Origin of the sequence: Mycolicibacterium sp. TUM20985 (assembly GCF_030295745.1) — a bacterium.
Classification (GTDB): Bacteria; Actinomycetota; Actinomycetes; order Mycobacteriales; family Mycobacteriaceae; genus Mycobacterium.
In genome coordinates, this window is sequence record NZ_AP027291.1 from 688,892 (window position 1) to 710,521 (window position 21,630).

At 67.3% G+C, this 21,630-nt stretch carries 24 protein-coding genes; 12 read left to right on the forward strand and 12 right to left on the reverse strand.

Features of this window, described 5'->3' with window-relative positions:
- Window positions 1-19: 19 nt before the first annotated feature.
- The 7 genes from ipdE1 (at window position 20) to fadA6 (ending at window position 7,044) form a co-directional block, all read left to right on the forward strand.
- Window positions 20-1,168 carry an acyl-CoA dehydrogenase IpdE1 gene (ipdE1, locus tag QUE68_RS03290; RefSeq protein ID WP_284224507.1) on the forward strand — a complete coding sequence of 383 codons (1,149 nt, stop codon included), beginning with the start codon at window positions 20-22 and terminating at the stop codon, window positions 1,166-1,168.
- Window positions 1,168-1,956 (forward strand): (5R,7aS)-5-hydroxy-7a-methyl-1-oxo-2,3,5,6,7,7a-hexahydro-1H-indene-carboxyl-CoA reductase, encoded by a 789-nt coding sequence (ipdF, locus tag QUE68_RS03295; RefSeq protein ID WP_284224508.1) that lies wholly within the window; start codon window positions 1,168-1,170, stop codon window positions 1,954-1,956. The genes ipdE1 and ipdF overlap by 1 nt, the downstream gene beginning before the upstream one ends.
- 72 nt (window positions 1,957-2,028) lie before the next feature.
- Window positions 2,029-2,694 (forward strand): response regulator transcription factor, encoded by a 666-nt coding sequence (locus tag QUE68_RS03300; RefSeq protein ID WP_286275147.1) that lies wholly within the window; start codon window positions 2,029-2,031, stop codon window positions 2,692-2,694.
- Complete coding sequence (locus QUE68_RS03305; protein WP_286275148.1) at window positions 2,691-3,719, forward strand: HAMP domain-containing sensor histidine kinase; 1,029 nt, start codon at window positions 2,691-2,693, stop codon at window positions 3,717-3,719. Before QUE68_RS03300 ends, QUE68_RS03305 begins: the two co-directional genes overlap by 4 nt.
- Before the next feature lie 2 nt (window positions 3,720-3,721).
- Window positions 3,722-5,266 (forward strand): DUF4153 domain-containing protein, encoded by a 1,545-nt coding sequence (locus QUE68_RS03310; RefSeq protein WP_286275733.1) that lies wholly within the window; start codon window positions 3,722-3,724, stop codon window positions 5,264-5,266.
- Window positions 5,267-5,352: 86 nt separating this feature from the next.
- The gene (locus tag QUE68_RS03315; protein ID WP_286275734.1) at window positions 5,353-5,892 is read left to right on the forward strand and encodes a TetR/AcrR family transcriptional regulator; all 540 of its coding nucleotides are present in this window, start codon (window positions 5,353-5,355) and stop codon (window positions 5,890-5,892) included.
- A 3-nt stretch (window positions 5,893-5,895) separates the two neighbouring features.
- On the forward strand, window positions 5,896-7,044 hold the full coding sequence (gene fadA6, locus QUE68_RS03320) for a steroid 3-ketoacyl-CoA thiolase FadA6 (RefSeq protein WP_286275149.1): 1,149 nt from the start codon (window positions 5,896-5,898) through the stop codon (window positions 7,042-7,044).
- Window positions 7,045-7,139: 95 nt separating this feature from the next.
- On the opposite strand, the gene QUE68_RS03325 is transcribed toward fadA6, so the two are convergent.
- From QUE68_RS03325 to echA20, 7 genes are all read right to left on the reverse strand, one after another.
- Complete coding sequence (locus tag QUE68_RS03325) at window positions 7,140-8,000, reverse strand: endonuclease domain-containing protein (protein ID WP_284224513.1); 861 nt, start codon at window positions 7,998-8,000, stop codon at window positions 7,140-7,142.
- A 118-nt stretch (window positions 8,001-8,118) separates the two neighbouring features.
- Window positions 8,119-8,859: a hypothetical protein gene (locus QUE68_RS03330; protein WP_284224514.1), complete on the reverse strand. Its 741-nt coding sequence runs from the start codon at window positions 8,857-8,859 to the stop codon at window positions 8,119-8,121.
- Complete coding sequence (locus QUE68_RS03335; protein WP_286275152.1) at window positions 8,856-9,503, reverse strand: SatD family protein; 648 nt, start codon at window positions 9,501-9,503, stop codon at window positions 8,856-8,858. Before QUE68_RS03335 ends, QUE68_RS03330 begins: the two co-directional genes overlap by 4 nt.
- A gap of 24 nt (window positions 9,504-9,527) precedes the next feature.
- The gene (gene ipdC, locus QUE68_RS03340; protein WP_284224517.1) at window positions 9,528-10,592 is read right to left on the reverse strand and encodes a (3aS,4S,5R,7aS)-5-hydroxy-7a-methyl-1-oxo-octahydro-1H-indene-4-carboxyl-CoA dehydrogenase; all 1,065 of its coding nucleotides are present in this window, start codon (window positions 10,590-10,592) and stop codon (window positions 9,528-9,530) included.
- The gene (ipdB, locus tag QUE68_RS03345) at window positions 10,589-11,338 is read right to left on the reverse strand and encodes a cholesterol ring-cleaving hydrolase subunit IpdB (RefSeq protein ID WP_284224518.1); all 750 of its coding nucleotides are present in this window, start codon (window positions 11,336-11,338) and stop codon (window positions 10,589-10,591) included. Before ipdB ends, ipdC begins: the two co-directional genes overlap by 4 nt.
- Window positions 11,335-12,252 carry a CoA transferase subunit A gene (locus QUE68_RS03350; protein ID WP_284224519.1) on the reverse strand — a complete coding sequence of 306 codons (918 nt, stop codon included), beginning with the start codon at window positions 12,250-12,252 and terminating at the stop codon, window positions 11,335-11,337. The genes ipdB and QUE68_RS03350 overlap by 4 nt, the downstream gene beginning before the upstream one ends.
- A complete protein-coding gene (gene echA20, locus QUE68_RS03355) occupies window positions 12,249-13,007 on the reverse strand; it encodes a (7aS)-7a-methyl-1,5-dioxo-2,3,5,6,7,7a-hexahydro-1H-indene-carboxyl-CoA hydrolase (protein WP_284224520.1) in 759 nt (252 codons plus the stop codon). The genes QUE68_RS03350 and echA20 overlap by 4 nt, the downstream gene beginning before the upstream one ends.
- A 53-nt stretch (window positions 13,008-13,060) precedes the next feature.
- Here echA20 and QUE68_RS03360 point away from each other — a divergent pair, with 53 nt between their 5' ends.
- Window positions 13,061-13,852 (forward strand): SDR family oxidoreductase, encoded by a 792-nt coding sequence (locus QUE68_RS03360; protein WP_454786212.1) that lies wholly within the window; start codon window positions 13,061-13,063, stop codon window positions 13,850-13,852.
- A 17-nt stretch (window positions 13,853-13,869) separates the two neighbouring features.
- Window positions 13,870-14,775 (forward strand): SDR family oxidoreductase, encoded by a 906-nt coding sequence (locus tag QUE68_RS03365; RefSeq protein WP_284224521.1) that lies wholly within the window; start codon window positions 13,870-13,872, stop codon window positions 14,773-14,775.
- On the opposite strand, the gene QUE68_RS03370 is transcribed toward QUE68_RS03365, so the two are convergent.
- The 5 genes from QUE68_RS03370 to QUE68_RS03390 form a co-directional block, all read right to left on the reverse strand.
- Entirely contained in the window at window positions 14,763-15,227 is a 465-nt protein-coding gene (locus QUE68_RS03370) for a nitroreductase family deazaflavin-dependent oxidoreductase (protein ID WP_284224522.1), read from the reverse strand. The two genes, QUE68_RS03365 and QUE68_RS03370, sit on opposite strands and share 13 nt — an antisense overlap.
- 39 nt (window positions 15,228-15,266) lie before the next feature.
- The gene (locus QUE68_RS03375) at window positions 15,267-15,938 is read right to left on the reverse strand and encodes a mycothiol-dependent nitroreductase Rv2466c family protein (RefSeq protein WP_284230632.1); all 672 of its coding nucleotides are present in this window, start codon (window positions 15,936-15,938) and stop codon (window positions 15,267-15,269) included.
- A gap of 68 nt (window positions 15,939-16,006) precedes the next feature.
- Window positions 16,007-16,462, reverse strand: coding sequence for a nitroreductase family deazaflavin-dependent oxidoreductase (locus tag QUE68_RS03380; protein WP_284224523.1), 456 nt, complete (start codon window positions 16,460-16,462; stop codon window positions 16,007-16,009).
- A 10-nt stretch (window positions 16,463-16,472) separates the two neighbouring features.
- Window positions 16,473-16,862 (reverse strand): hypothetical protein, encoded by a 390-nt coding sequence (locus QUE68_RS03385; protein WP_284230634.1) that lies wholly within the window; start codon window positions 16,860-16,862, stop codon window positions 16,473-16,475.
- A 2-nt stretch (window positions 16,863-16,864) separates the two neighbouring features.
- A complete protein-coding gene (locus QUE68_RS03390; RefSeq protein WP_284224524.1) occupies window positions 16,865-18,028 on the reverse strand; it encodes a steroid 3-ketoacyl-CoA thiolase in 1,164 nt (387 codons plus the stop codon).
- A gap of 121 nt (window positions 18,029-18,149) precedes the next feature.
- On the opposite strand from QUE68_RS03390, the gene QUE68_RS03395 reads away from it, so the two are divergent.
- Genes QUE68_RS03395 through fadE29 form a run of 3 tightly spaced genes read left to right on the forward strand, consistent with a single transcriptional unit; the run spans window position 18,150 to window position 21,616 of the window.
- Window positions 18,150-19,394, forward strand: a complete 1,245-nt coding sequence (locus QUE68_RS03395; protein ID WP_284232548.1) for a cytochrome P450 — start codon at window positions 18,150-18,152, stop codon at window positions 19,392-19,394.
- 40 nt (window positions 19,395-19,434) lie between these two features.
- Window positions 19,435-20,451 carry an acyl-CoA dehydrogenase family protein gene (locus QUE68_RS03400; RefSeq protein WP_284232549.1) on the forward strand — a complete coding sequence of 339 codons (1,017 nt, stop codon included), beginning with the start codon at window positions 19,435-19,437 and terminating at the stop codon, window positions 20,449-20,451.
- Window position 20,452: 1 nt separating this feature from the next.
- Window positions 20,453-21,616 (forward strand): acyl-CoA dehydrogenase FadE29, encoded by a 1,164-nt coding sequence (fadE29, locus tag QUE68_RS03405; protein WP_284224527.1) that lies wholly within the window; start codon window positions 20,453-20,455, stop codon window positions 21,614-21,616.
- The last annotated feature ends 14 nt before the right edge of the window (window positions 21,617-21,630 follow it).

The window sequence follows — 21,630 nt, forward strand, 5'->3', positions numbered from 1 at the left end:
GGTAGGTTAGCCTACAGGGGTGATAGAGGTCCAGGAGTTCCGGGCCGAGGTCCGGCAGTGGCTCACCGACAATCTCGTCGGCGAATTCGCCGCGCTCAAGGGGCTCGGCGGGCCGGGTCGGGAGTACGAGGCGTTCGACGAACGACTCGCGTGGAATCGGCACCTCGCCGCCGCAGGCCTGACGTGTCTGGGGTGGCCCGAGGAGCACGGTGGGCGCGGTCTGTCGGTGGCGCACCGCGTCGCGTTCTACGAGGAGTACGCCCTCGCCGACGCCCCCGACAAGGTCAACCACCTGGGCGAGGAACTGGTCGGTCCGACGCTGATCGCCTATGGCACGCCCGAGCAGCAGAAGCGCTTCCTGCCGAAGATCCTCGACGTCACCGAGCTGTGGAGTCAGGGGTACTCGGAGCCGGGTGCGGGCAGTGACCTCGCAGGAGTGTCGACGTCCGCGGAGCTGGTCGGCAACGAGTGGGTCATCAACGGGCAGAAGGTCTGGACGTCGCTGGCGCACTGGGCGCAGTGGGTGTTCGTGGTCGCCCGTAGCGAGAAGGGCTCCAAGCGGCACGCCGGCCTGTCGTATCTCCTCGTCCCGCTGGACCAACCCGGCGTCGAGATCCGGCCCATCGTTCAGCTGACGGGCGACTCGGAGTTCAACGAGGTGTTCTTCGACGATGCCCGCACCGACGCCTCCATGGTCGTGGGTGAGCCCGGTGACGGCTGGCGCGTCGCGATGGGCACGTTGGCCTTCGAGCGCGGCGTCTCGACGCTGGGACAGCAGATCCGTTATGCCCGTGAACTGTCCGGCATCGTCGACTTGGCCAAGAACACCGGTGCCATCGACGATCCGCTGATGCGCGAGAAGCTGACTCGGTCATGGGTGGGTCTCAAGACCATGCGGTCCTATGCGCTGGCGACCATGGACGTGGAGCAGCCGGGGCAGGACAACGTGTCGAAGTTGTTGTGGGCCAACTGGCATCGCGAGCTCGGCGAGATCGCGATGGACGTCCAGGGCAAGGCAGCGCTGGTCCTCGACGGCGGCGAGTTCGACGAATGGCAACGGCTGTACCTGTTCTCGCGCTCGGATACCATCTACGGCGGCTCCAACGAGATCCAGCGCAACATCATCGCCGAGCGCGTGCTCGGTCTACCCCGGGAGGCCAAGGGCTAGTGGATCTTTCCATCGCGCCGAAGGAGATCGACGGTCACGGACTGTTGACCGGCAAGATCGTGCTGGTGACCGCGGCCGCGGGTACCGGCATCGGGTCGTCCGCAGCGCGGCGCGCTCTGGCCGAGGGTGCCGACGTCGTGGTGTCCGACTTTCACGAACGGCGCCTCGGCGAGACCCGTGAGGAACTGGCCGGACTCGGTTTGGGTCGGGTGGACGCGGTGGTGTGCGACGTGACGTCGACCGAGGCCGTCGACGCGTTGATCGCCGACACGGTCGCCAAGATGGGACGCCTCGACGTCCTGATCAACAACGCCGGCCTCGGTGGTCAGACACCGGTCGTCGACATGACCGACGATGAGTGGGACCGCGTCCTCAACGTCACGCTGACCTCCGTCATGCGTGCCACCCGCGCGGCGTTGCGGTACTTCCGCGATGCCGGGCACGGCGGTGTGATCGTCAACAACGCCAGCGTGCTCGGCTGGCGGGCGCAGCACTCGCAGTCGCACTACGCCGCGGCGAAGGCCGGTGTGATGGCTCTGACTCGTTGCAGCGCAATCGAAGCCGTCGAGTACGGCGTGCGCATCAACGCGGTCTCGCCGAGTATCGCCCGGCACAAGTTCCTCGAGAAGACCAGTAGCTCCGAGCTCCTCGACCAATTGTCTTCTGACGAGGCGTTCGGTCGCGCCGCCGAGCCGTGGGAAGTGGCCGCCACCATGGCGTTCCTCGCCAGCGACTACTCCAGCTACCTGACCGGCGAAGTGATCTCGGTGTCGAGCCAGCGCGCCTAGCGGTACCTTTCTCCACGCTTTCTTCACATTCACTGCCCGAAAGCGCCACAGCAGGCACCTACAGTCAGGTGCGTGAAGCGAATCCTGGTGGTCGACGACGAGCCGACCATCCTGGCCGCGGTGGCGACCCGTCTGCGCGCTGAGGCATTCGAGGTCGAGACGGCGGTCGACGGACCGTCTGCGGTCGAAGCGTCCGCGGCGACGGAGCCCGACCTCGTGGTGCTCGACGTGATGCTGCCCGGTTTCGACGGACTGGAGGTGTGTCGGCGCATCCAGGCGGATCGGCCGACGCCCATCCTCATGTTGACTGCCCGCAGCGACGAGACGGACATGTTGATCGGCCTGGGTATCGGCGCCGACGACTACCTGACCAAACCGTTCAGCATGCGCGAGCTCGTCGCCCGGGTGCGAGTCCTGTTGCGGCGCGTAGATCGTGCTGCAGAGGTGCAACCGTTGGTGCTCGTTGACCATCGAATCGATCTGCAGGCCCGACGCGTTCACCATGGAACCGAGGAGATCCACCTCACCAGGATCGAGTTCGACCTGCTGGCCTACCTGGTCAGCCGCCCGCGTGTCGCGGTGTCGAGGGAGACCCTGCTCGAGCAGGTCTGGGGGTGGACGTCCGGCGTGGAGACCCGCACGGTGGACAGTCACGTCAAGGCGTTGCGGCGCAAGCTCGGCCCCGGCCTGATCCGCACGGTCCACGGCGTCGGGTACGCGCTGGAGGTCCCGCGATGAGCGGGCGGCTCGCCGCCGTGTGGGACCGGTTGCCCCGGCCGCTGGACCCCTTCGCCTCGTTCAAGGTCAAGATGGGTTTGCTGGTCGGCAGCGCGATCACGTTGGCGGCCTTCACCTTCTGGATCGGCGCCAGTTGGCAGTTCCGCTACGCCCTGCTAGCGGCCTTGGCCACGTCACTGCTGATCACCCAGCTCCTCGCCCACGGTATGACGTCTCCGCTGCGACAGATGACGGCTGCCGCCGGCGCGATGGCGCGCGGTGACTACAGCCGTCGGGTGCGCGCGACGTCACGCGACGAAGTCGGGCAACTGGCCACGGCGTTCAACCAGATGGCGGCCGATCTCGGCGCCGAGGACGAGTATCGACGCGGCCTGATCGCCAACGTGTCGCACGAATTGCGCACGCCAATAACGGCATTGCGCGCTGTCCTCGAGAACGTCGTCGACGGCGTCGCCGATCCCGACGGCGACACCATGCGGATGGCTTTGGCGCAGACCGAACGGCTGGGTGAGCTGGTCGCCAACCTGCTCGACCTGTCACGGTTGGAGAGTGGAGTGGTTCCGCTGGAGCTCAAGGCCTTCCGCGCCGACGACTTCCTCCGTGAGGCCGTAACGCACGCCTCGGTGTCCACCGACGGTGTCGACGTCGTGGTGACGGCCATACCGCCGGACCTGGTGGCCGTGGCGGATCCCGCCCGCCTGCGGCAGGTGGTGGTCAATCTGGTGGACAACGCAATTCGGCACAGCCCGACCGGCGGCCGGGTGTCGGTGATCGCGGGCTCCGCCGAGCCGGCCGGATTGCGGCTGGAGGTCGGCGACGAGGGCCCGGGAATTCCGTCGAGCGAACGCGAACGCGTCTTTCAACGCTTCAGTCGCGGCGCCACCTCGGCGGGTGGTACTGGTCTGGGCCTGGCGATCGCTCGCTGGGTCGTCGAATTGCATGGCGGGACAATCGAAGTCATGAATGTGCGCGCGGGTTGCCGCATCGGCGTCACGATCCCGCAGACGAAGGAGCCGAGCACGTGACGATGACGGATCAGGGCTGGTACGCCCCGCAGGGACCGCCACGGGCGCCCGCCTTGCCGCCGATGCTCGGGCCGTTGCCGCCACGGCACGGCGAAGTGGGCTGGACGATCTGGCCGCACCGGGTGTGGCCGCTCGATCCGCTGGCGCGGGCCCCACGACGCGTCGTCCTCGCCGCGCTCGTGGTCGGCGGTCTCGGTACGGCGCTATGGCGCCCCACGGTGCTGAGCATCGGCTATCTCGTCGTGGGGGTGATGGTGTTCGTCGTCGTGTACGGCACCGGCGCTCGGCGGCCCACCAGGACGGAGTGGCTCGGCATGGAACTGACTCTGGCGCTGCTCGCGGTGCCCGCACTGCTCGCGGCGCAGTGGCTCGGGGTGCTGTGCGTCGCCGCGGCGTGGCTGGTGGCGTGGTGCACCCTGGGCGGCGGCCACACCTGGACCGCCGTGGTCACCGCACCCTTGCTGCCGTGGCTGCTCCCAGCCCGGGTGATGGCGTGGACGCGAAAGTCCTTGTCGGAGTCGACTCGTGATGGCGTCGCGGCACCGAAGTTGGTGCGGATCGTCACCGTGCTGGCGATCACGGTCGCGCTCGTCGCGGTGTTCGGCGGGCTGTTCGCCGCCGCGGACCCGGCGTTCGCGCACGTGATGAGCAACGTCGTGCCGTCGTTCGACGTCGGGGACGTCGTCGCGCGGGTCGTGGTCTTCGGGCTGGTGCTGGCCTTCGCTCTGGGCGGGGCGTACCTCGTGCGGTACGCGCCTCGCTTGGACGCCCTGGCGCCGGCGCCGGCGCGGACCATTCCGAGGTGGGAGTGGGCGGTGCCGCTCGGAGTGCTGGACGCCTTGTTCATCGCCTTCGTCATCGTCCAGGCCGCCGTGCTGTTCGGCGGTCACGATCACGTTCTCGAGACGGAGGGGCTGACGTACGCCGAGTACGCGAGACAGGGCTTTTGGCAGCTGCTCTGGGTGTCGGCGTTGACGCTGTTGGTGATCGGCGTCGTCATCCGCGTGGCCGGACGTCATGCCGCCGCGGACCGGCGATTGTTGCGGTTACTGGTCGGAACGACGTGCGCGACGTCGGTCGTGGTCGTCGTCTCGGCGATCCATCGCATGTGGCTCTATCAGCAGGCGTACGGGTTTAGCGTGCAGCGGGTCATGGTGATCGCGATCGAGTCCTGGCTCGGTGTGGTGTTCGTGCTCGTCGCCGTGGCGGGCATTCGGATGGTCGGCCGCTGGCTGCCTCGCGCCGTACTCGTCGCGGGGGCGCTGACATTGTTGACGGTGGCGGCGACCAACCCCGAACGGTTGATCGCCGAGAGGAACATCGACCGCTACGAGCAGACCGGGTTGCTGGACACCGACTATCTGTTGTCCTTGTCGCCAGACGTCGAGCCGGCCCTGGAGCGCCTGCCCGAAGCGGTGCGGCAGTGCGCGAGATACCGTGACGACGACCGGGACCCCTGGTACGCGTTCAACCTGTCGCGGTCCAACGCTGATCGCGACGGGACGCCGCCGGGCGACGCCTGCGAGTCGTATCGGGTCACCAGCTAGCCAAGCAAGCGCTTGGTCGATATGATGCCGGGGTGGACAAGGCGCTTCCGAGTCGCCGCGACGAGCTGCTCGACCTCGCCGCGGCGATGTTCGCCGAGCGCGGCTTGCGCGCGACCACCGTGCGCGATATCGCGGATTCCGCGGGAATCCTGTCCGGCAGCCTCTACCACCACTTCAAGTCCAAGGAGCAGATGGTCGAGGAGGTCCTGCGCGACTTCCTCGACTGGCTCTTCGGCCGGTACCAGGAGATCGTCGAGGCCGAGACCGACCCATTGAAGCGGGTCGCGGGGCTCTTCATGGCGTCCTTCGAAGCCATCGAGCACCGTCACGCTCAGGTCGTCATCTACCAGGATGAAGCCAAACGACTCTCGCCGCTGCCACAGTTCGCCTTCGTCGACGAGCGCAACCGCGAGCAGCGGACGATGTGGCTGGACGTGCTGAAGCAGGGCATCGCGGAGGGCTGCTTCAGTGCCGACCTCGACGTCGACCTCGTCTACCGCTTCATCCGCGACACGACATGGGTTTCCGTCCGCTGGTATCAACCAGGTGGACCCCTCACGGCCGAGCAGGTGGGCAGGCAGTACCTCGCCATCGTGCTCGGCGGAATCACGACTGAAGGAGTTTGACTCATGGGTGACGCGTACATCATCGACGCTGTACGGACCGCCGTCGGCAAGCGCAATGGATCGCTCTCGGGCGTGCACCCCGTCGACCTGGGTGCCGCCGCCTGGCGTGGCCTCTTCGACCGCAACGACGTCGACCCTGGCGCCGTCACCGACGTGATCGCCGGGTGCGTCGACGCCATCGGCGGACAGGCCGGCAACATCGCCCGGCTGTCGTGGTTGGCGGCGGGCTTCCCCGAAGAGGTGCCCGGTGTCACCGTCGACCGGCAGTGCGGTTCGAGCCAGCAGGCGATTTCCTTTGGGGCGCAGGCGATCATGTCCGGTACGGCCGACCTGATCGTCGCAGGCGGCATGCAGAACATGAGCCAGATTCCGATCAGCTCGGCGATGATCGTCGGTGAGCAGTTCGGCTTCACCTCGCCCACCAACGAGTCGAAGAGTTGGCTGCACCGCTATGGCGATCAGGAGATCTCGCAGTTTCGCGGGTCGGAGATGATCGCCGAGAAGTGGAACCTCTCCCGCGAGGAGATGGAGCAGTTCGCGCTGACGAGTCACCAGCGCGCGCAGGAGGCCATCCGCGCGGGGTACTTCGAGAACGAGATCATCCCCGTAGATGGCTTCGTCACCGACGAGGGCCCTCGGGATACCTCGCTGGAGAAGATGGCCGGGCTGAAGACGCTCGTCGAGGGTGGGCGGTTGACGGCCGCGATGGCGAGCCAGATCTCCGACGGCGCCAGCGCGGTGCTCATTGCGTCCGAGCAGGCCGTCAAGGATCACGGGCTGACGCCGCGTGCCCGCATCCACCACGTCAGTGCCCGCGGCGCCGACCCGGTGTACATGCTGACCGGCCCGATCCCCGCGACGCACTATGCGCTGGAGAAGACCGGGCTGTCGATCGAGGACATCGACACCATCGAGATCAACGAGGCGTTCGCCCCGGTGGTCATGGCGTGGCTGCAGGAGACGAAGGCCGACCCCGCGAAGGTCAACCCGAGCGGCGGCGCGATCGCGCTCGGCCATCCGCTGGGAGCAACGGGCGCCAAGCTGTTCACGACGATGTTGAACACGCTCGAGCGGACGGGTGGCCGCTACGGCCTGCAGACGATGTGCGAGGGCGGCGGCACCGCCAACGTCACGATCATCGAGCGCCTCTAGCCCCGCATCGCGCCCCGCGCCCCATCGCGCCGATTGTGTGGGTTCTGAGTGCAACGCTCAAGAGGCAATGCGAACGAGCCCCACACTCGATGAGCTCATAGTGGGCAGCCCGCGGCGCGGAGCTTGTCGCGGACACGGCGAAGGACGGCGTCCGGATGGGCGAGCATCTCGGCACTGACCCGGACGACGATCCAACCCGACGCCTCCAGCATCGCGAGGCGTTCGATGTCCCACGCCCGCTGCCGACGATCCGTCCAATGCTGCACACCGTCGTACTCGACTGCGACCTTCCATTCGCGCCAGCCCATGTCGACCCGGACTCGCACTTCGCCGAAGCGGTCCCTGAACTCGATCTGGGTCTCCGGTGTCGGGAAGCCGGCGTCGATCAAGGTCAGTCGCAGGCGGGTCTCCTGAGGCGACTCGGCGCCGCCGTCGACGAGTCCGAGCACTGACCGCAGGCGGCGAACTCCGCGGAGCCCGCGGTGGAGATCGGCGAGCGCGAGCACGTCGACCACTTCGACACCCGTCGCCCGGGTCAGTGCATCGAGGTGGACGAGCGCCCGTGGCACCGGCTGCGTGCGACCGATGTCGAAGGCCGTTCGCGCAGGTGTGGTCAGGTTCATGCCGTCGACGGTGACGCATTCCGACGAGTCGAGCGCGTAGGTGTGGCAGACGATGCCGGCCGGGGCGTGGCGGTCGAGCCGGCTGATCTCGGCGGGCTGGTCGGGATCGATCCATTTGGTTCCGTGCACTGCGGCGGCCGACAGCCCGACCAAGACGGCGCCGCCACCCGACCACAGCCAAGCCGCATGTGCCCGCGTCGATGCAGTGATCGGTGTGGTCCGGTGGACGTACACATTTCGGTAGATGGCCAGGTAGTCCTTCTCCAGGCGACGAGCGGTGACGACGCCGCGCCGCACCGCGTCCTGGCCGAGGAAGGGTAGTTGTTCTCGCATGCCCGAATGTTGGGACCGAGGCCGGACACCGACCCTCGACCGTGGGCGTTCTTCGTGCGTCCTCCGAGTGGGGTTGTGGACGAACCCCACACTGGGGATGAACGCACTCGCAGATGCGTCAGTGCACGGCCGCCACTAGCGCGAGACCCGCGAACGCCAGCATCCAGCTGGCCAAGCTGCCGACCAGAAAGTACTCGGTGACGTCGTCGATGCCGACGCGTTCGGGAGTGCCGTTCTTGTCGCGTTTCGCGCTGATCTCCGGGAAGCGAATGATGCTCTTGGCCGCGACGACGGCGGACGCCATGGTCAGCTGGCCGGCCAGCCCCAATCCGACGATCAGCAGACGCTCCATGGGACCGAGCAGCCGACCGCCCTTGAGCTGATCCGACGCCTGCGGCTGACCGACGGGTTTCACCGAGCCGACGGAGCCGAGGACGAGTCGCACCACGGCGTTTGCCGTAGCCAGCTGAGCCAGCATGACGCCGAGGACCATCAGCATGCGGTTCGGGCTGGCGTCCAGGCCCACCCACGTCAACCAGTGCGCGATCAGCCCGGCGACGTCGGATCCCAACGCGGACAACAGAAACAGCGTCACGATGGCGACGCCGAGCACCGTGAGCGGTAACGCCTGGTGTCGTCCCGACCGCTCGGCGCGATCGCACAGCAGCAGCCACGCGACGGCGGCGATCGCGGCGACGACGAGCAGGATGAGGTCGCCGACGTGCCACAGTGCGCCGATCAGCAGGCAGCCCACGATCGTCGACACGGCGACGACGGGCGCCGCCCACCGGGCACTGACGACACGCCGACCCAGGTCGCCCGCTCCCACCGCGATGAGGAAGACGGCCAGGGCGCTCACCGGATCTCCGAAAGCCGTTGCGACGCCGCGACGATGAGATCGAGACCGTCGCGGGCCGCGCGCTGGGACACCGCAGAGGGGCTGATGCCTTCCTCGGCGGCGAGTTCACGCTTGGAGCGCTGGTGCACGAGACCTCTCAGAATGCGAATGGAGCGTTCGTCGAGTGATCCAAGCAGGTGGTCCCGACAGAGGAGGGCGGCGTTGATCGGGTCCGCCGCCGGTCCCTCCGCGTCTGCGGTCCGGTATGACGTGCGGACCAGCGCGAACCCGGCCTGCCGCTGGGTGGCGGCCGTCCACTCGATCGCCTCGCGTGCCGCCCACCAGGCGGGGCCGTCCTGGATGCCGGTGTCGCGGTCGAGCATGGTGGCGTGCCCCCAACCGATGCCGAAGCGGATGTCGATGCCTCCCGCGACGGCCAGGCGAAGGGCGAGCGCGGCACTGATCGCTGCGCCGACGGTCGGGTAGCTGCCTTGGAACTCGTCGCCGACCGTGAACGCCGGGGCGTCGACCGCGTCTGCGGCGATGCCTCGCAGCGCCGTGCTGAGGGTCTGGTGCAGAGCGCGGCGGTCGGCAGCGTCGCGCGACCCGACGACATCGCCGATGACCGTTGCCTTGAATGAAGCTGACGCCTTCACCTTCGCCATATGAAGACTATAGCTTAACGCCGCTCAGTCGACGACGTGGCTCGCGGCCGCCCGCAGGTGCTTCACCGCATCGGCGACGATCGACTCGACGAGTTCGGCGCACGACGGCAGATCATCGAGGATGCCCGCCACCTGGCCCGAGGCCAGCACGCCCGCGTCGGTGTTGCCGTCGACCAGTCCGGCCTTCAGGAGCATGGGGGTGTTGGCTGCCATCACCACCTGCGACCAGGTCAATTCCTTGCCGCGCCGCATCGCCAGACCGTCCTTGACGATCGAACGCCACGTCATACCCGACATCTTCTTGAACTTCTGTGCGTTCAGCACCGCAGCGCTGAAACCGCGCACCGGTGAACCGCTTTCGAGCTTCTCCACCAACCCGGTACGCAGTACGCGGTGCGGCATGCCGTCGACCCGCTTGGACACCACGGTGGCGTCGAAGGCGGAGGCCAGGTAGCGCTGCTTGACCTCGTCGGGCACCGTCGAGTCCGACGTCAGCAGGAACCGGGTGCCCATCGCGACGCCGGCGGCGCCGTAGGACAACGCGGCTGCGAGGCCTCGGCCATCGAAGAAGCCGCCCGCTGCCACCACGGGGATGTCCACCGCGTCGAGCACCGACGGCAAGAGCAGCGTGGTCGCGACGGGCCCGGTGTGGCCTCCACCCTCGCCGCCCTGCACGATCACCGCGTCGGCTCCCCAGGCCGCAACCTTCTTGGCATGCTTGGCCGCGCCGACCGATGGAATGACGACCACGCCAGCGTCTTTGAGCTTCGCGATCAGCTCAGGCTTGGGTGCCAACGCGAACGAGGCGACGCGCACGCCCTCGCGGATCAAGAGATCGACACGTTCGCCGGCGTCACCGGCGTCGGCCCGCATGTTGATGCCGAAAGGCTTGTCGGTGGCCGCCTTGACCTTCGTCACGGCCGTCGACAATTCGTCGAGTGTCATGGTGGCCGACGCGAGGATGCCGAGACCGCCGGCGTTCGACGTCGCCGACACGAGTCGCGCACCGGCCACCCACCCCATGCCGGTCTGCACGACGGGATGGGCGATTCCAAGTAGTTCGGTCAGGGGCGTTCGCAACGAGCTCACGAGCGGACCTCCTTGTCCCGCAGACCCTTCGGATCGATCGTCTGCTGAATCAGCTGCAGCTCATCGCCGGAGGGCAGTCGGGAGCGGGCCGCCGAGTCGAGGCCATGCACCTCGAACGACGTGTTCTCCGCGACCTGCTCCGGTTCCACGCCCGGATGCAGTGAGATTGCTCGCATCTGATGGTCGGGTCCGCCGAAGTCGAAGACGCCGAGGTTGCTGACCACGCGGTAGACGTTGAGGAACCGGTAGGCGGGGTTGTCGGGGTCCACCTTGTTCCAGCCGACCCCCGACACGATGTCGACGGTGTCGCAGAACACCCGCGTGGAGTGATTGCCGACCCAGTAGCTGGTGGCGTGGTTGATGGCATTGCCCGGCGCGCCGCGGACGCCGAACATCTGCCGCGTCGGGTGCTGGATGGGCCCGAACGCCGAGAGGTTCTGATTGCCGTAGCGGTCGATCTGGTTGGCGCCCATCACGACGTGACGCCGGCCCCAGGAGAGCGTCTCGAAGACCCGGTTGAACGGCATCCATCCTTCGATGGCTGCGGCCGCGCCGATGGCGGGAGTGTCCGCGATCAGCCGAGCCTCACCGTCGGTCAACAGGATGTCGGGAGAGAACGTCAGCCGGGCCAGTCGCGCGCCGATCGACACGATCGTCGTCATCGGGCTCACCATGATTTCACCTGCGTCACGGAATAATTCGGCACACGCGACGGCGCACACCTCGGCGCGGGATGCGGAGATCATGCTGAACCTTCCTCGAACTTGCGCACTGCCGCTTGGTAATCGGCTTCACTGCCGGAGAGGTAGGTGTCGACGAACTGTGCCCACGTCTCGTCGGATGCCGCGGCCTCGGCGTAGTGACGTTGAAACTTCTCGTCGCGGCGGTAATCCGGTTCGTTGGTGGTGAAGTGGGCGCCGCCGGGTGCCTCCACGACCGTGTCGACCATCATCCGATTGATCAGCAGTGCCTGCGGTGGCACCGCCGCGATCAGGTCCTCGGTGGACACCACGCGTTCCACGGACAGGAAGCGCTTGTCGGCGGCCATCAGGAAGAGGTCGTCGAAGTAGGGGTCGATCCCGGCGTAGGCGGCGTTGCCGCGGGTGTCCCCGAGGTTCATGTGCACGAACGCGGCGTCCAATGTCAAGGCGGGCATGGCGATCAGCTCTTCGTAAGCGTCTTCCGGCGGGCGGGAGCGAAGTGACCCGGGAATGACAGAGGGAGTGGGGTACGGCGACGTGACCGTCTTGAGCTCGTCACCCCAGAAGGTGCGGACGTCGCTTCCGAGGCCTGCGCGGATGGGCAGGAAGGGCAGCCGCTGCGCCGCCGCCTGCAAACCGCACCGCACCATGCCCTCGTCCATCTCCCGCGCTTCGATCGCACCGGTGGTGCGGGCCTTGGCGAACCAGGGATCGTAGAAGGGCGGCGAGTCCAGTGATACGAAGCCGTAGTAGACCCGCTTCACCTTGCCCGCCGAGCAGAGCAGCCCGACGTCGGGACCGCCGTAGCTGACCACGGTCAGATCGGTGACGTCGGTGCGCAGCAGGGCCCGGATGAACGCCATCGGCTTGCGCCGCGAACCCCAGCCGCCGACGCCGATCGTCATACCGCTCTGGATCGACGAGACCGCGTCGTCCAAAGTGGCTCTCTTATCGGTCATTTGGTCTCCTTCTTCGACGTCCCCGCGAACGCGTCGCGGTGCTCGTCGGCGACGCCCGCGAGGTTCAGCTCGAACGTAAAGCCCTGCTCCATGCGGTAACTGGCGTTGACCTTCTGTACGTCGATCAGGTTCAACGCCTCCTTCGCCGCCCGGATGACGCGGGTGTCCTTGACGGCGATGTCACGTGCGACGCGCAGCGCCGCCTCGTCGAGATCGGCGCGCGGAACCACCTCGTGCACGGAGCCGAACTGGTGCAGCGTGGCGGCGTCGACGGTGGCGGCGGTGAAGAACAGCCGCCGCATCATGTGCTGCGGGACCAGGCGGGAGAGGTGCGTGGCTGCGCCGAGCGCGCCGCGCTCCACCTCGGGCAGGCCGAACGTGGCGTCGTCGGAGGCGACGATCACGTCGGAATTGCCGACGAGGCCGATGCCGCCGCCGACACAGAATCCGTTGACCGCGGTCACCACGGGCACCTCGCACTCATAGACGGCGCGGAACGCGTGGAAGCAGCCGCGGTTGGCGTCGATGAGCGCGGTGAAGCCCTCGGTGTTCTGCATCTCCTTGATGTCGACACCCGCGTTGAAGCCGCGTCCCTCGGCGCGGAGGATCACCACGTGGGTGTCCATGTCGCGCCCGGCGGCGGTGATCGCGTCGCCGAGTTCGAACCAGCCGCGCGACGGGATCGCGTTCACCGGTGGGTAATCGACGGTGACCGAGACGATGCCCGGCTCCACGGTCTTGGTGGTGATCGTCATCCGAACTCCTGAGATGGCTACCTAAGCAAGCACTTGCTTGGTACGCTAGCACAGTGATCGACACGGCTGACAGCGCTACGTCCGGTGCCGGGGTGAACCTTCTATTGGCGGGCCGCGTCGTCCTGGTGACCGGTGGCGTGCGCGGTGTCGGCGCCGGCGTCAGCGCCGTGTTCGCCGGTCAGGGCGCCACGGTCGTGACGTGCGCCCGTCGTCCCGTCGACGGCCTGCCGTACGAGTTCTTGCCGTGCGACGTCCGAGACGACGACGCCGTCGCGGCGCTCATAGACACCATCGTGTCTCGGCATGGCCGGCTCGACGTCGTGGTCAACAACGCGGGCGGTTCGCCATACGTGCTCGCCGCGGACGCCTCGGCCAAGTTCAGCACCAAGATCATCGAGCTCAACCTTCTCGGGCCGCTGTCGGTGTCGCAACACGCCAACGCGCAGATGCAGACTCAGGACCGCGGCGGGTCGATCATCAACGTGGCCAGCGTCAGCGGTCGCAGGCCAACGCCCGGCACGGCAGCCTACGGCGCGGCCAAGGCAGGCATCGAAAGTCTCACCGCCACACTGGCCGTCGAGTGGGCCCCCAAGGTGCGGGTCAACTCCCTCGTGGTCGGCATGGTGGAGACCGAGCAGTCCGAGCTCTTCTACGGTGACGCCGAGTCGATCGCCGCCATCTCGGCCAACGTCCCGATGGGCAGGCTCGCCAAGCCCGCCGACGTCGGATGGGCTGCCGCGTTCCTGGCGAGCGACGTCGCGTCCTACATCAGTGGGGCGTCACTCGAGGTACACGGCGGCGGAGAGCCACCGCACTATCTCGCCACGACGAGTGCAATCAAGTAACGAGGGAGACAACGGACATGGGTTTGCTTGACGGCCGGGTGGTCATCGTCACGGGATCGGGCGGTGGGATTGGGCGCGCACACGCGCTGGCCTTCGCCGCCGAGGGCGCACGGGTCGTCGTCAACGACATCGGCGTCGGCCTGGACGGGTCGCCCGCGGGCGGCGGCAGCGCAGCCCAGGGGGTGGTCGACGAAATCGTCTCGGCCGGTGGGGAAGCCGTCACCAGCGGAGCCAACGTCGCCGACTGGACGCAAGCCGAGGGCCTCATCCAGACCGCGGTCGACTCATTCGGCGGCCTCGACGTACTGGTGAACAACGCCGGCATCGTCCGCGACCGGATGTTCGCCAACACCAGCGAAGAGGAGTTCGACGCCGTCACCGCCGTGCACCTGAAGGGGCACTTCGCCACCATGAAGCATGCCGCGGCGTACTGGCGTGCCAGGTCCAAGGCCGGCCAGACGGTGGACGCGCGCATCATCAACACCAGTTCCGGTGCTGGCCTGCAAGGCAGTGTGGGACAAGCGAATTACAGTGCCGCCAAGGCGGGTATCGCCGCCATGACGCTCGTCGCATCGGCCGAGATGGGCCGCTACGGCGTCACCGTCAACGCCATCGCCCCGTCGGCCCGCACCCGGATGACCGAGACGGTGTTCGCCGAGATGATGTCCACTCAGGACGCCGCCTTCGACGCGATGGCGCCGGAGAACGTCTCGCCCCTGGTGGTGTGGCTGGGCAGCGTCGAATCGCGGGACGTCACGGGTCGGGTCTTCGAGGTCGAGGGCGGAGTCATCCGCATCGCCGAGGGCTGGGCGCACGGGCCGCAGATCGACAAGGGCGCCCGCTGGGATCCCACCGAACTCGCGCCCGTGGTAACCGATCTGCTCGCCAAGGCACGGCCGCCGGTACCCGTCTACGGGGCCTGAGCTGGCTCGCACACCACCAGTGGAATCACCCTGTCGGCGGCGTCGCGATAGCCCTTGTACGGCGGATATGTCTTGATGAGCACCGGCCAGTAGCGCCTGCGCTCCTCGTCGGTGGCGTCACGCGCGGTCATGGTCAGGTGCTCGTCTCGAACCTGAACCCGGACTGCGGGATTGGCCTTGAGGTTGAGATACCACAGAGGGTGCTCGTCCCGGCCGCCGAACGACGCGGGAAGGACCACCTTCGCACCGTCGCGCAGGTACAGCGTCGCCGCGGTCCGTGGCGTGCCGGACCTGCGACCGGTCGTGGTGACGAGCGCGGCGGGGAACCAAAGGAGTTTGGCCCCCAGTCGTCCGTTGGTGCGTCGATAGACCGCGATGTGTCCTCGGGCGAACTGCTTCATCGCCCATGCGAGCAGCCCCGAATTGCGGATCCGTTCCGAGACGTCGGCCATGACCACTACTTAGCCGGGTGGAACCGATCGCAAACTCGGCTACTTCTTGGTGCGTCGGCGACCGCCGTGCCAGTCCTCCTGTGCGCCCACGGCCGTGGGGTCGACGCCGAAGCTGGCCAGCTGCGGTCGCTCGCGCAGGCTGCGCTTGAGCTCGGCGAAACCCGGAAACGACGCCAGACCGACGACGTGATCCCACAGGGCGCCGGCATCGTCCTCGTCGGGCAACCGGCTGATCACCGGGCCGAAGAACGCGGTGCCCCCGGGCGGCCGGAAGTGCAGGATCGGCGTGCCGACGTCCCGGCCGGTCAGGGCGAGTGCCCCATCGGTCTCGGCGCGGATCTCGTCGTCCAGCGTCGTGTCGTCGAGGGCGTCGGCCAGGGCGGTCGGCAGGCCGAGCGACGCGAGCAGCGGCTCGAGGACGTGCCGGGCACCCTGGTCGGACGCGGACAGCGGATCGACCGTGCGCGACGTGTCGAAGATGCGCGTGCCGAGCGCCTCGTACAAGGGGCCGACCGCGGACCGCCCGTGCTCGGCGCGCACCTTCGCGGCCACCCGCAACAGGCGCAGCCCTGCGGTATGGCCCGCCTCGTACTCCGGCGGGAAGTGCGCGTCATAGTCGATGTGCGCGTTGAGGATTCGCAGCGAGATGAATCGCCAGTCGACCCGGTATTCGCGCTGGGCCGCGACCATCCGCACCCACTTGCTGGTCATCCAGGCGAACGGGCACACCGGGTCGAAGTAGAAGTGCAGATCGTCGGCCACGAGCGGCTCCCCGGCCGCTATTCGGGATCGCAGATGACGATCGGGATCACCCGGTCGGTGTAGGTGCGGTAGCTCGCGAAGTCCTTGTACATGGCGTCCAGTTTGGGCCAGTACTCCGTGCGTTCGGCCTCGGTGGCGTCCCGCGCGGTGAGCGCGAGCGTCTCGGCCCGGATCTGGAACGTCACCTTGGGGTTGGCCTTGAGGTTGAGGTACCAGGGCGGGTTCTTCTCGCGGCCGCCGGACGAGGCCACCAGGATCACCCGTTGGCCCTCCCGCAGATAGAGCAGCGGCACGTCCCTCGGTTCGCCGGTCTTGCGGCCGATCGTGGTGAGGATGCCGACGGCAGCACCGCGGAGGAACTTGTCGGCGAACTTGCCGCCGCTCTTCTTGTAGACCCAGGTCTGCGCGCGCGACATCCACTTGATGACGGCGTCGGTCGGCTTGGAGTTGAGTGCGCGGGGCGCATTGGCCATGGCTGAGAACCTAACCCTTGTGCAGGAACGGGTGGAATCGGACCCGGATGTGGTGAATTTCGTTGCGCCCATTGACCGGCGCCGCAGGGATGACGAACGTCTCGTCGACGTGCGCGGCGAAACGACGGCCGGCGATCGACACCTTGGTCAGCACGTCGTATCTGGCGCGGACCACGTCGCCGGTGATCGTGTAGTCCGGCGGTGTGGTGGCACCGATGACCTTGTACTGCGGCCCGCCGGTGAGGCTGCGGCGCAGGTGTTTTCCCGAGAAGCCGTTCTTCATGCCCTGCTCGACGCGGGTGCAGTCCGCGGCGAACGGCACGGCGGCGCCGTCATGGCTGACCAGCGCGTCGATGTAGGCCTGCGCGGCGGCGATGCGGTTGGCGTCCGATGCGGTCAGCGTCAGATCCGCTCGATGATGGTGCCGGTCGACAGCGCGCCGCCGGCGCACATGGTGATCAGCGCGGTGCTCTGGTCGGTGCGCTCGAGCTCGTGCAGGGCGGTGGTGATGAGGCGGGCCCCGGTGCTGCCCACGGGGTGACCGAGCGCGATCGCGCCGCCGTTGACGTTGACGCGGTCCATGTCCGGCTCGTGCACGCGAGCCCAGGACAGCACCACTGAGGCAAAGGCCTCGTTGATCTCGACGAGGTCGATGTCGCCCATCTTCATGCCGGCCTTCTCCAGCACCTTGGCCGTCGACTGCACCGGACCGTCGAGGTGGTAGTAGGCCTCGGCTCCGACGTTGGCCTGGCTGATGATGCGCGCCCGCGGCTTCAGGCCGTGCGCCTTCGCGACGTCTTCGTCCATCCAGAGCACCGCGGCCGCACCGTCGGAGATCTGTGACGACGTCCCCGCCGTGTGAATTCCGCCCTCCATCACGGGCTTCAGCTGGGCGAGACCCTCGAGGGTCGTGTCGCGCAGCCCCTGATCCCTGGTGACGGGTGCGAGCTCGGACGTCGGCCGCTTGTTCTCGTCGAGCACGGGCGCGACGATCGCAGAGATCTCCCGATCGAACCGGCCCTCGGCCCAGGCCACCTTGGCCTTCTGCTGCGACGCGAACCCGAAGGCGTCGATCTCCTCGCGGGTGATGCCGCGACGCTTGGCAATTCGCTCGGCGGCGGTGAACTGATCCGGCATGTCGATATCCCACGACGCCGCCCGGATGATGGACCGGTCGGGTCCGGCGTTGGCGCCGAGACCGACGCGGCTCATGGCCTCGATGCCGCAGGCGATGCCGATGTCGATGGCGCCGCCGGCGATGAGCCCGGCGATCATGTGGTTGGCCTGCTGGGCGCTACCGCACTGGCAGTCGACCGTGGTGGCCCCGACGTGCTCGGGCAGTCCGGCGGTCAGCCAGCCGACGCGGGTGATGTTGTTGGACTGCTCGCCGAACTGCGTGACGCAGCCGCCGATCAGTTGCTCGACTTCCCCGGGGTCGATACCGGCCTTCTCCACGACCGCCTTCTGCACCGCCCCGAGAAGTTCGGTGGCGTGCAGACCGGACAGCCAACCATTGCGCTTGCCGATGGGGCTGCGGGTGGCTTCGACGATGACAGGGTTACCCATGGCGGTCAGGCTAGAACACGTTTCATTACTCTGACAAGCGAGGATGCCGTCCTGCCTTTGATCTGCGATGTAGCCGTGTTTTACTGGAACTAGAACACGTTGCAATTGAGGAGAGCCCACCGTGACTTCCCACATCTCACCCGACTTCGACTTCCTGGACCCCGACGTCAACCTCGCCGCGCTGCCCGTGGCCGAATTGGCCGAGCTGCGCAAGTCCGAACCGATCCACTGGGTCGACATTCCCGGCGGGACGGGCGGCTTCGAGGACTACGGCTACTGGCTCGTCACCAAGCATGCCGACGTCAAAGAGGTGTCCCGCCGCAGCGATGTCTTCTCCAACTGGCAGAACGGGGCCATCCCGACCTGGCCGCGCGAAATGAAGCGCGACATGGTCGAGATGCAGCGCAGTGTCATGCTCAACATGGATGCGCCGCACCACACCCGGCTGCGCAAGATCATCTCGCGCGGGTTCACCCCCCGCGCCGTCGGCCGCCTCGAGGAAGAGCTCGCCCAGCGGGCCCAGAACATCGCCAAGACTGCCGCCGCCGAGGGCTCCGGCGACTTCGTCGAGCAGGTGTCGTGCGAGCTGCCCCTGCAGGCCATCGCGGGTTTGCTGGGCGTTCCGCAGGAGGACCGCGACAAGCTGTTCCGCTGGTCCAACGAGATGACCGGCGGTGAGGATCCCGAGTTCGCCGACGTCGATCCCGCGCAGTCCTCGATGGAACTGATCATGTACGCGATGGCGATGGCCGACGAGCGGGGCAAGAACCCGACCGAGGACATCGTGACGACGCTGATCCAGGCCGATCTCGACGGCGAGAAGCTCTCCGATGACGAGTTCGGCTTCTTCGTCATCATGCTGGCGGTCGCAGGCAACGAGACCACCAGGAACTCGATCACCCACGGGATGATCGCCTTGGCCGACAACCCGGACCAATGGGAGCTCTACAAGCGGGAACGTCCGTCGACGGCCGCTGACGAGATCGTCCGCTGGGCCACGCCGGTGTCGGCGTTCCAGCGCACCGCACTCGAGGACGTCGAGCTGAGCGGCGTTCGGGTCGAGAAGGGCCAGCGGTTGGTGATGTCCTACCGCTCGGCCAACTTCGACGAGGACGTCTTCGACGATCCCTACTCGTTCAACATCCTGCGCGACCCGAACCCGCACGTCGGTTTCGGTGGCACCGGTGCGCACTACTGCATCGGCGCCAACCTCGCCCGGATGACGATCAACCTCATCTTCAACGCGGTCGCCGATCACATGCCGGATCTGCGCCCCGTCGGTGAACCCGAGCGGCTACGGTCGGGGTGGCTCAACGGAATCAAGCATTGGCAGGTCGACTACACCGGCGCCAGCGCCGCATCGTAAGTTCCCGCGCAGCAGCGCAATCGGATCAAGGAGGATTCGGGTGGACTTCAGTCTCGACGAAGGACAGCAGGCCGTCGCCGATGTGGTGACCTCTGCTCTCGAGCGGGACAACAGCTGGGACGCGCTCGTCTCCGGCGGCGTCGTTGCCTTCGGCGTCCCCGAACGACTCGGTGGTGACGGACTGGGGCTGCCCGAGATCACGACCTCCCTGACCGAGATTGGCAGGCACGGCACGGTGAGCCCCGCTCTGGCCACGCTCGGCTTCGGCCTCATCCCGCTACTCGACCTCGCCTCAGACGAGCAGCAGGACCGCTTCCTGGCCGGGGTGGCCAAGGGTGGCGTGCTGACCGCAGCGTTGAACGAGCCGGGATCGGCACTGCAGGAGCGGCCGGCGACCAAACTCTCGGACGGTCGGCTCTCCGGAACCAAGGTCGGCGTTCCGTATGCGGCCCAAGCGGATTGGCTCGTCGTCAGCACTGACGCCGGTGTCGTTGTGGTGTCTCCGAAGGCCGACGGAGTGACGTTGGTACAGACGCTTGCCGCCAACGGCTCCGACGAGTACGTCGTCACCTTCGCCGACGTGGCCGTGCCCCAGTCGGACGTGCTGCCCGGCTCGGCGGGGACCGACCCCGTGCACCGCCTCAATCAGTTGGTGCTGGCGTCGATCGGCGCCTTCGCGGCGGGACTCGTCGCCGGCGCCCTGCGGTTGACCGCCGACTACGTGGCCAAGCGTGAGCAGTTCGGCAGGCCACTGTCCACCTTCCAGACCGTCGCGGCTCAGCTCGCGGAGGTCTATATCGCCTCGCGCACAATCGCATTGGCGTCGACCTCGGTGATCTGGCGGCTCAGCGAGGGTCGTGATGCCGACGCCGATCTCGAGGTACTCGGCTACTGGCTGACGTCGCAGGCGCCGCCGAACATGCAGACCTGTCACCACTTGCACGGCGGAATGGGCATGGACATCACCTACCCGATGAACCGCTACTACTCCACAGTCAAGGACCTGACCCGCTTCCTGGGTGGTCCTGCTTATCGTCTCGACCTGGTGGGAGCCTGAAATGTTCATCGAGTTGACCCCCGAGCAGCGGCAGCTGCAGGCCGAGATGCGGCAATACTTCAGCAATCTCATCTCGCCGGAAGAGGCGAAGGAGATGGAGGTCGACCGGCACGGCAAGGCCTACCGGGCGATCATCAAGCGGATGGGCTCCGACGGAAAGTTGGGCGTCGGCTGGCCAAAGGAGTTCGGCGGCCACGGCTTCGGACCCATCGAACAGCAGATCTTCGTCAACGAGGCGGCCCGCGCCGACGTGCCGCTGCCCGCGGTGACGCTGCAAACGGTCGGGCCCACGCTGCAGGTGTACGGGACGGAACTGCAGAAGAAGAAGTTCCTCCCCGCGATCCTCGCCGGTGACGTCCACTTCGCGATTGGGTATTCCGAGCCAGAAGCCGGCACCGATCTCGCGGCGCTGCGGACCAGTGCGGTACGGCAGGGCGATGAGTACATCGTCAACGGTCAGAAGATCTGGACCACCGGCGGCCATGATGCCGACTATCTCTGGCTGGCCGTCCGCACCGATCCGGAAGCCGCGAAGCACAAGGGCATTTCGATTCTCATCGTCGACACCACGGACCCCGGGTACTCGTGGACGCCGATCATTTTGTCCGACGGCGCGCACCACACCAATGCGACCTACTTCAACGACGTGCGGGTGCCCGTCGAGATGTTGGTCGGTGAGGAGAACGCGGGGTGGCGGTTGATCACCACGCAGCTGAACCACGAGCGCGTCATGCTCGGCCCCGCAGGCAAGGTGGCCGGCATCTACGACCGCGTCCACACGTGGGCATCGAAGCCGGGCGGCAACGGCGTCACCCCAATCGACCATGACGACGTCAAACGTGCACTCGGTGAGATCCGCGCGATCTGGCGGATCAACGAACTGCTCAACTGGCAGGTGGCCGCCGGTGGCGAGGAGATCAACATCGCCGATGCCGCCGCGACCAAGGTCTTCGGCACCGAGCGGATCCAGCGGGTGGGACGCCTCGCCGAGGAGATCGTCGGAAAGTACGGCAACCCCGCCGAAGCCGATACCGGCGAGTTGCAGGACTGGCTGGACAGTCAGACCAAGCGAAACCTGGTGATCACGTTCGGCGGCGGGGTCAACGAGGTGATGCGCGAGATGATCGCCGCCTCTGGTCTGAGGGTCCCCCGGGTTCCCCGCTGATGAGCGCTCGCGCG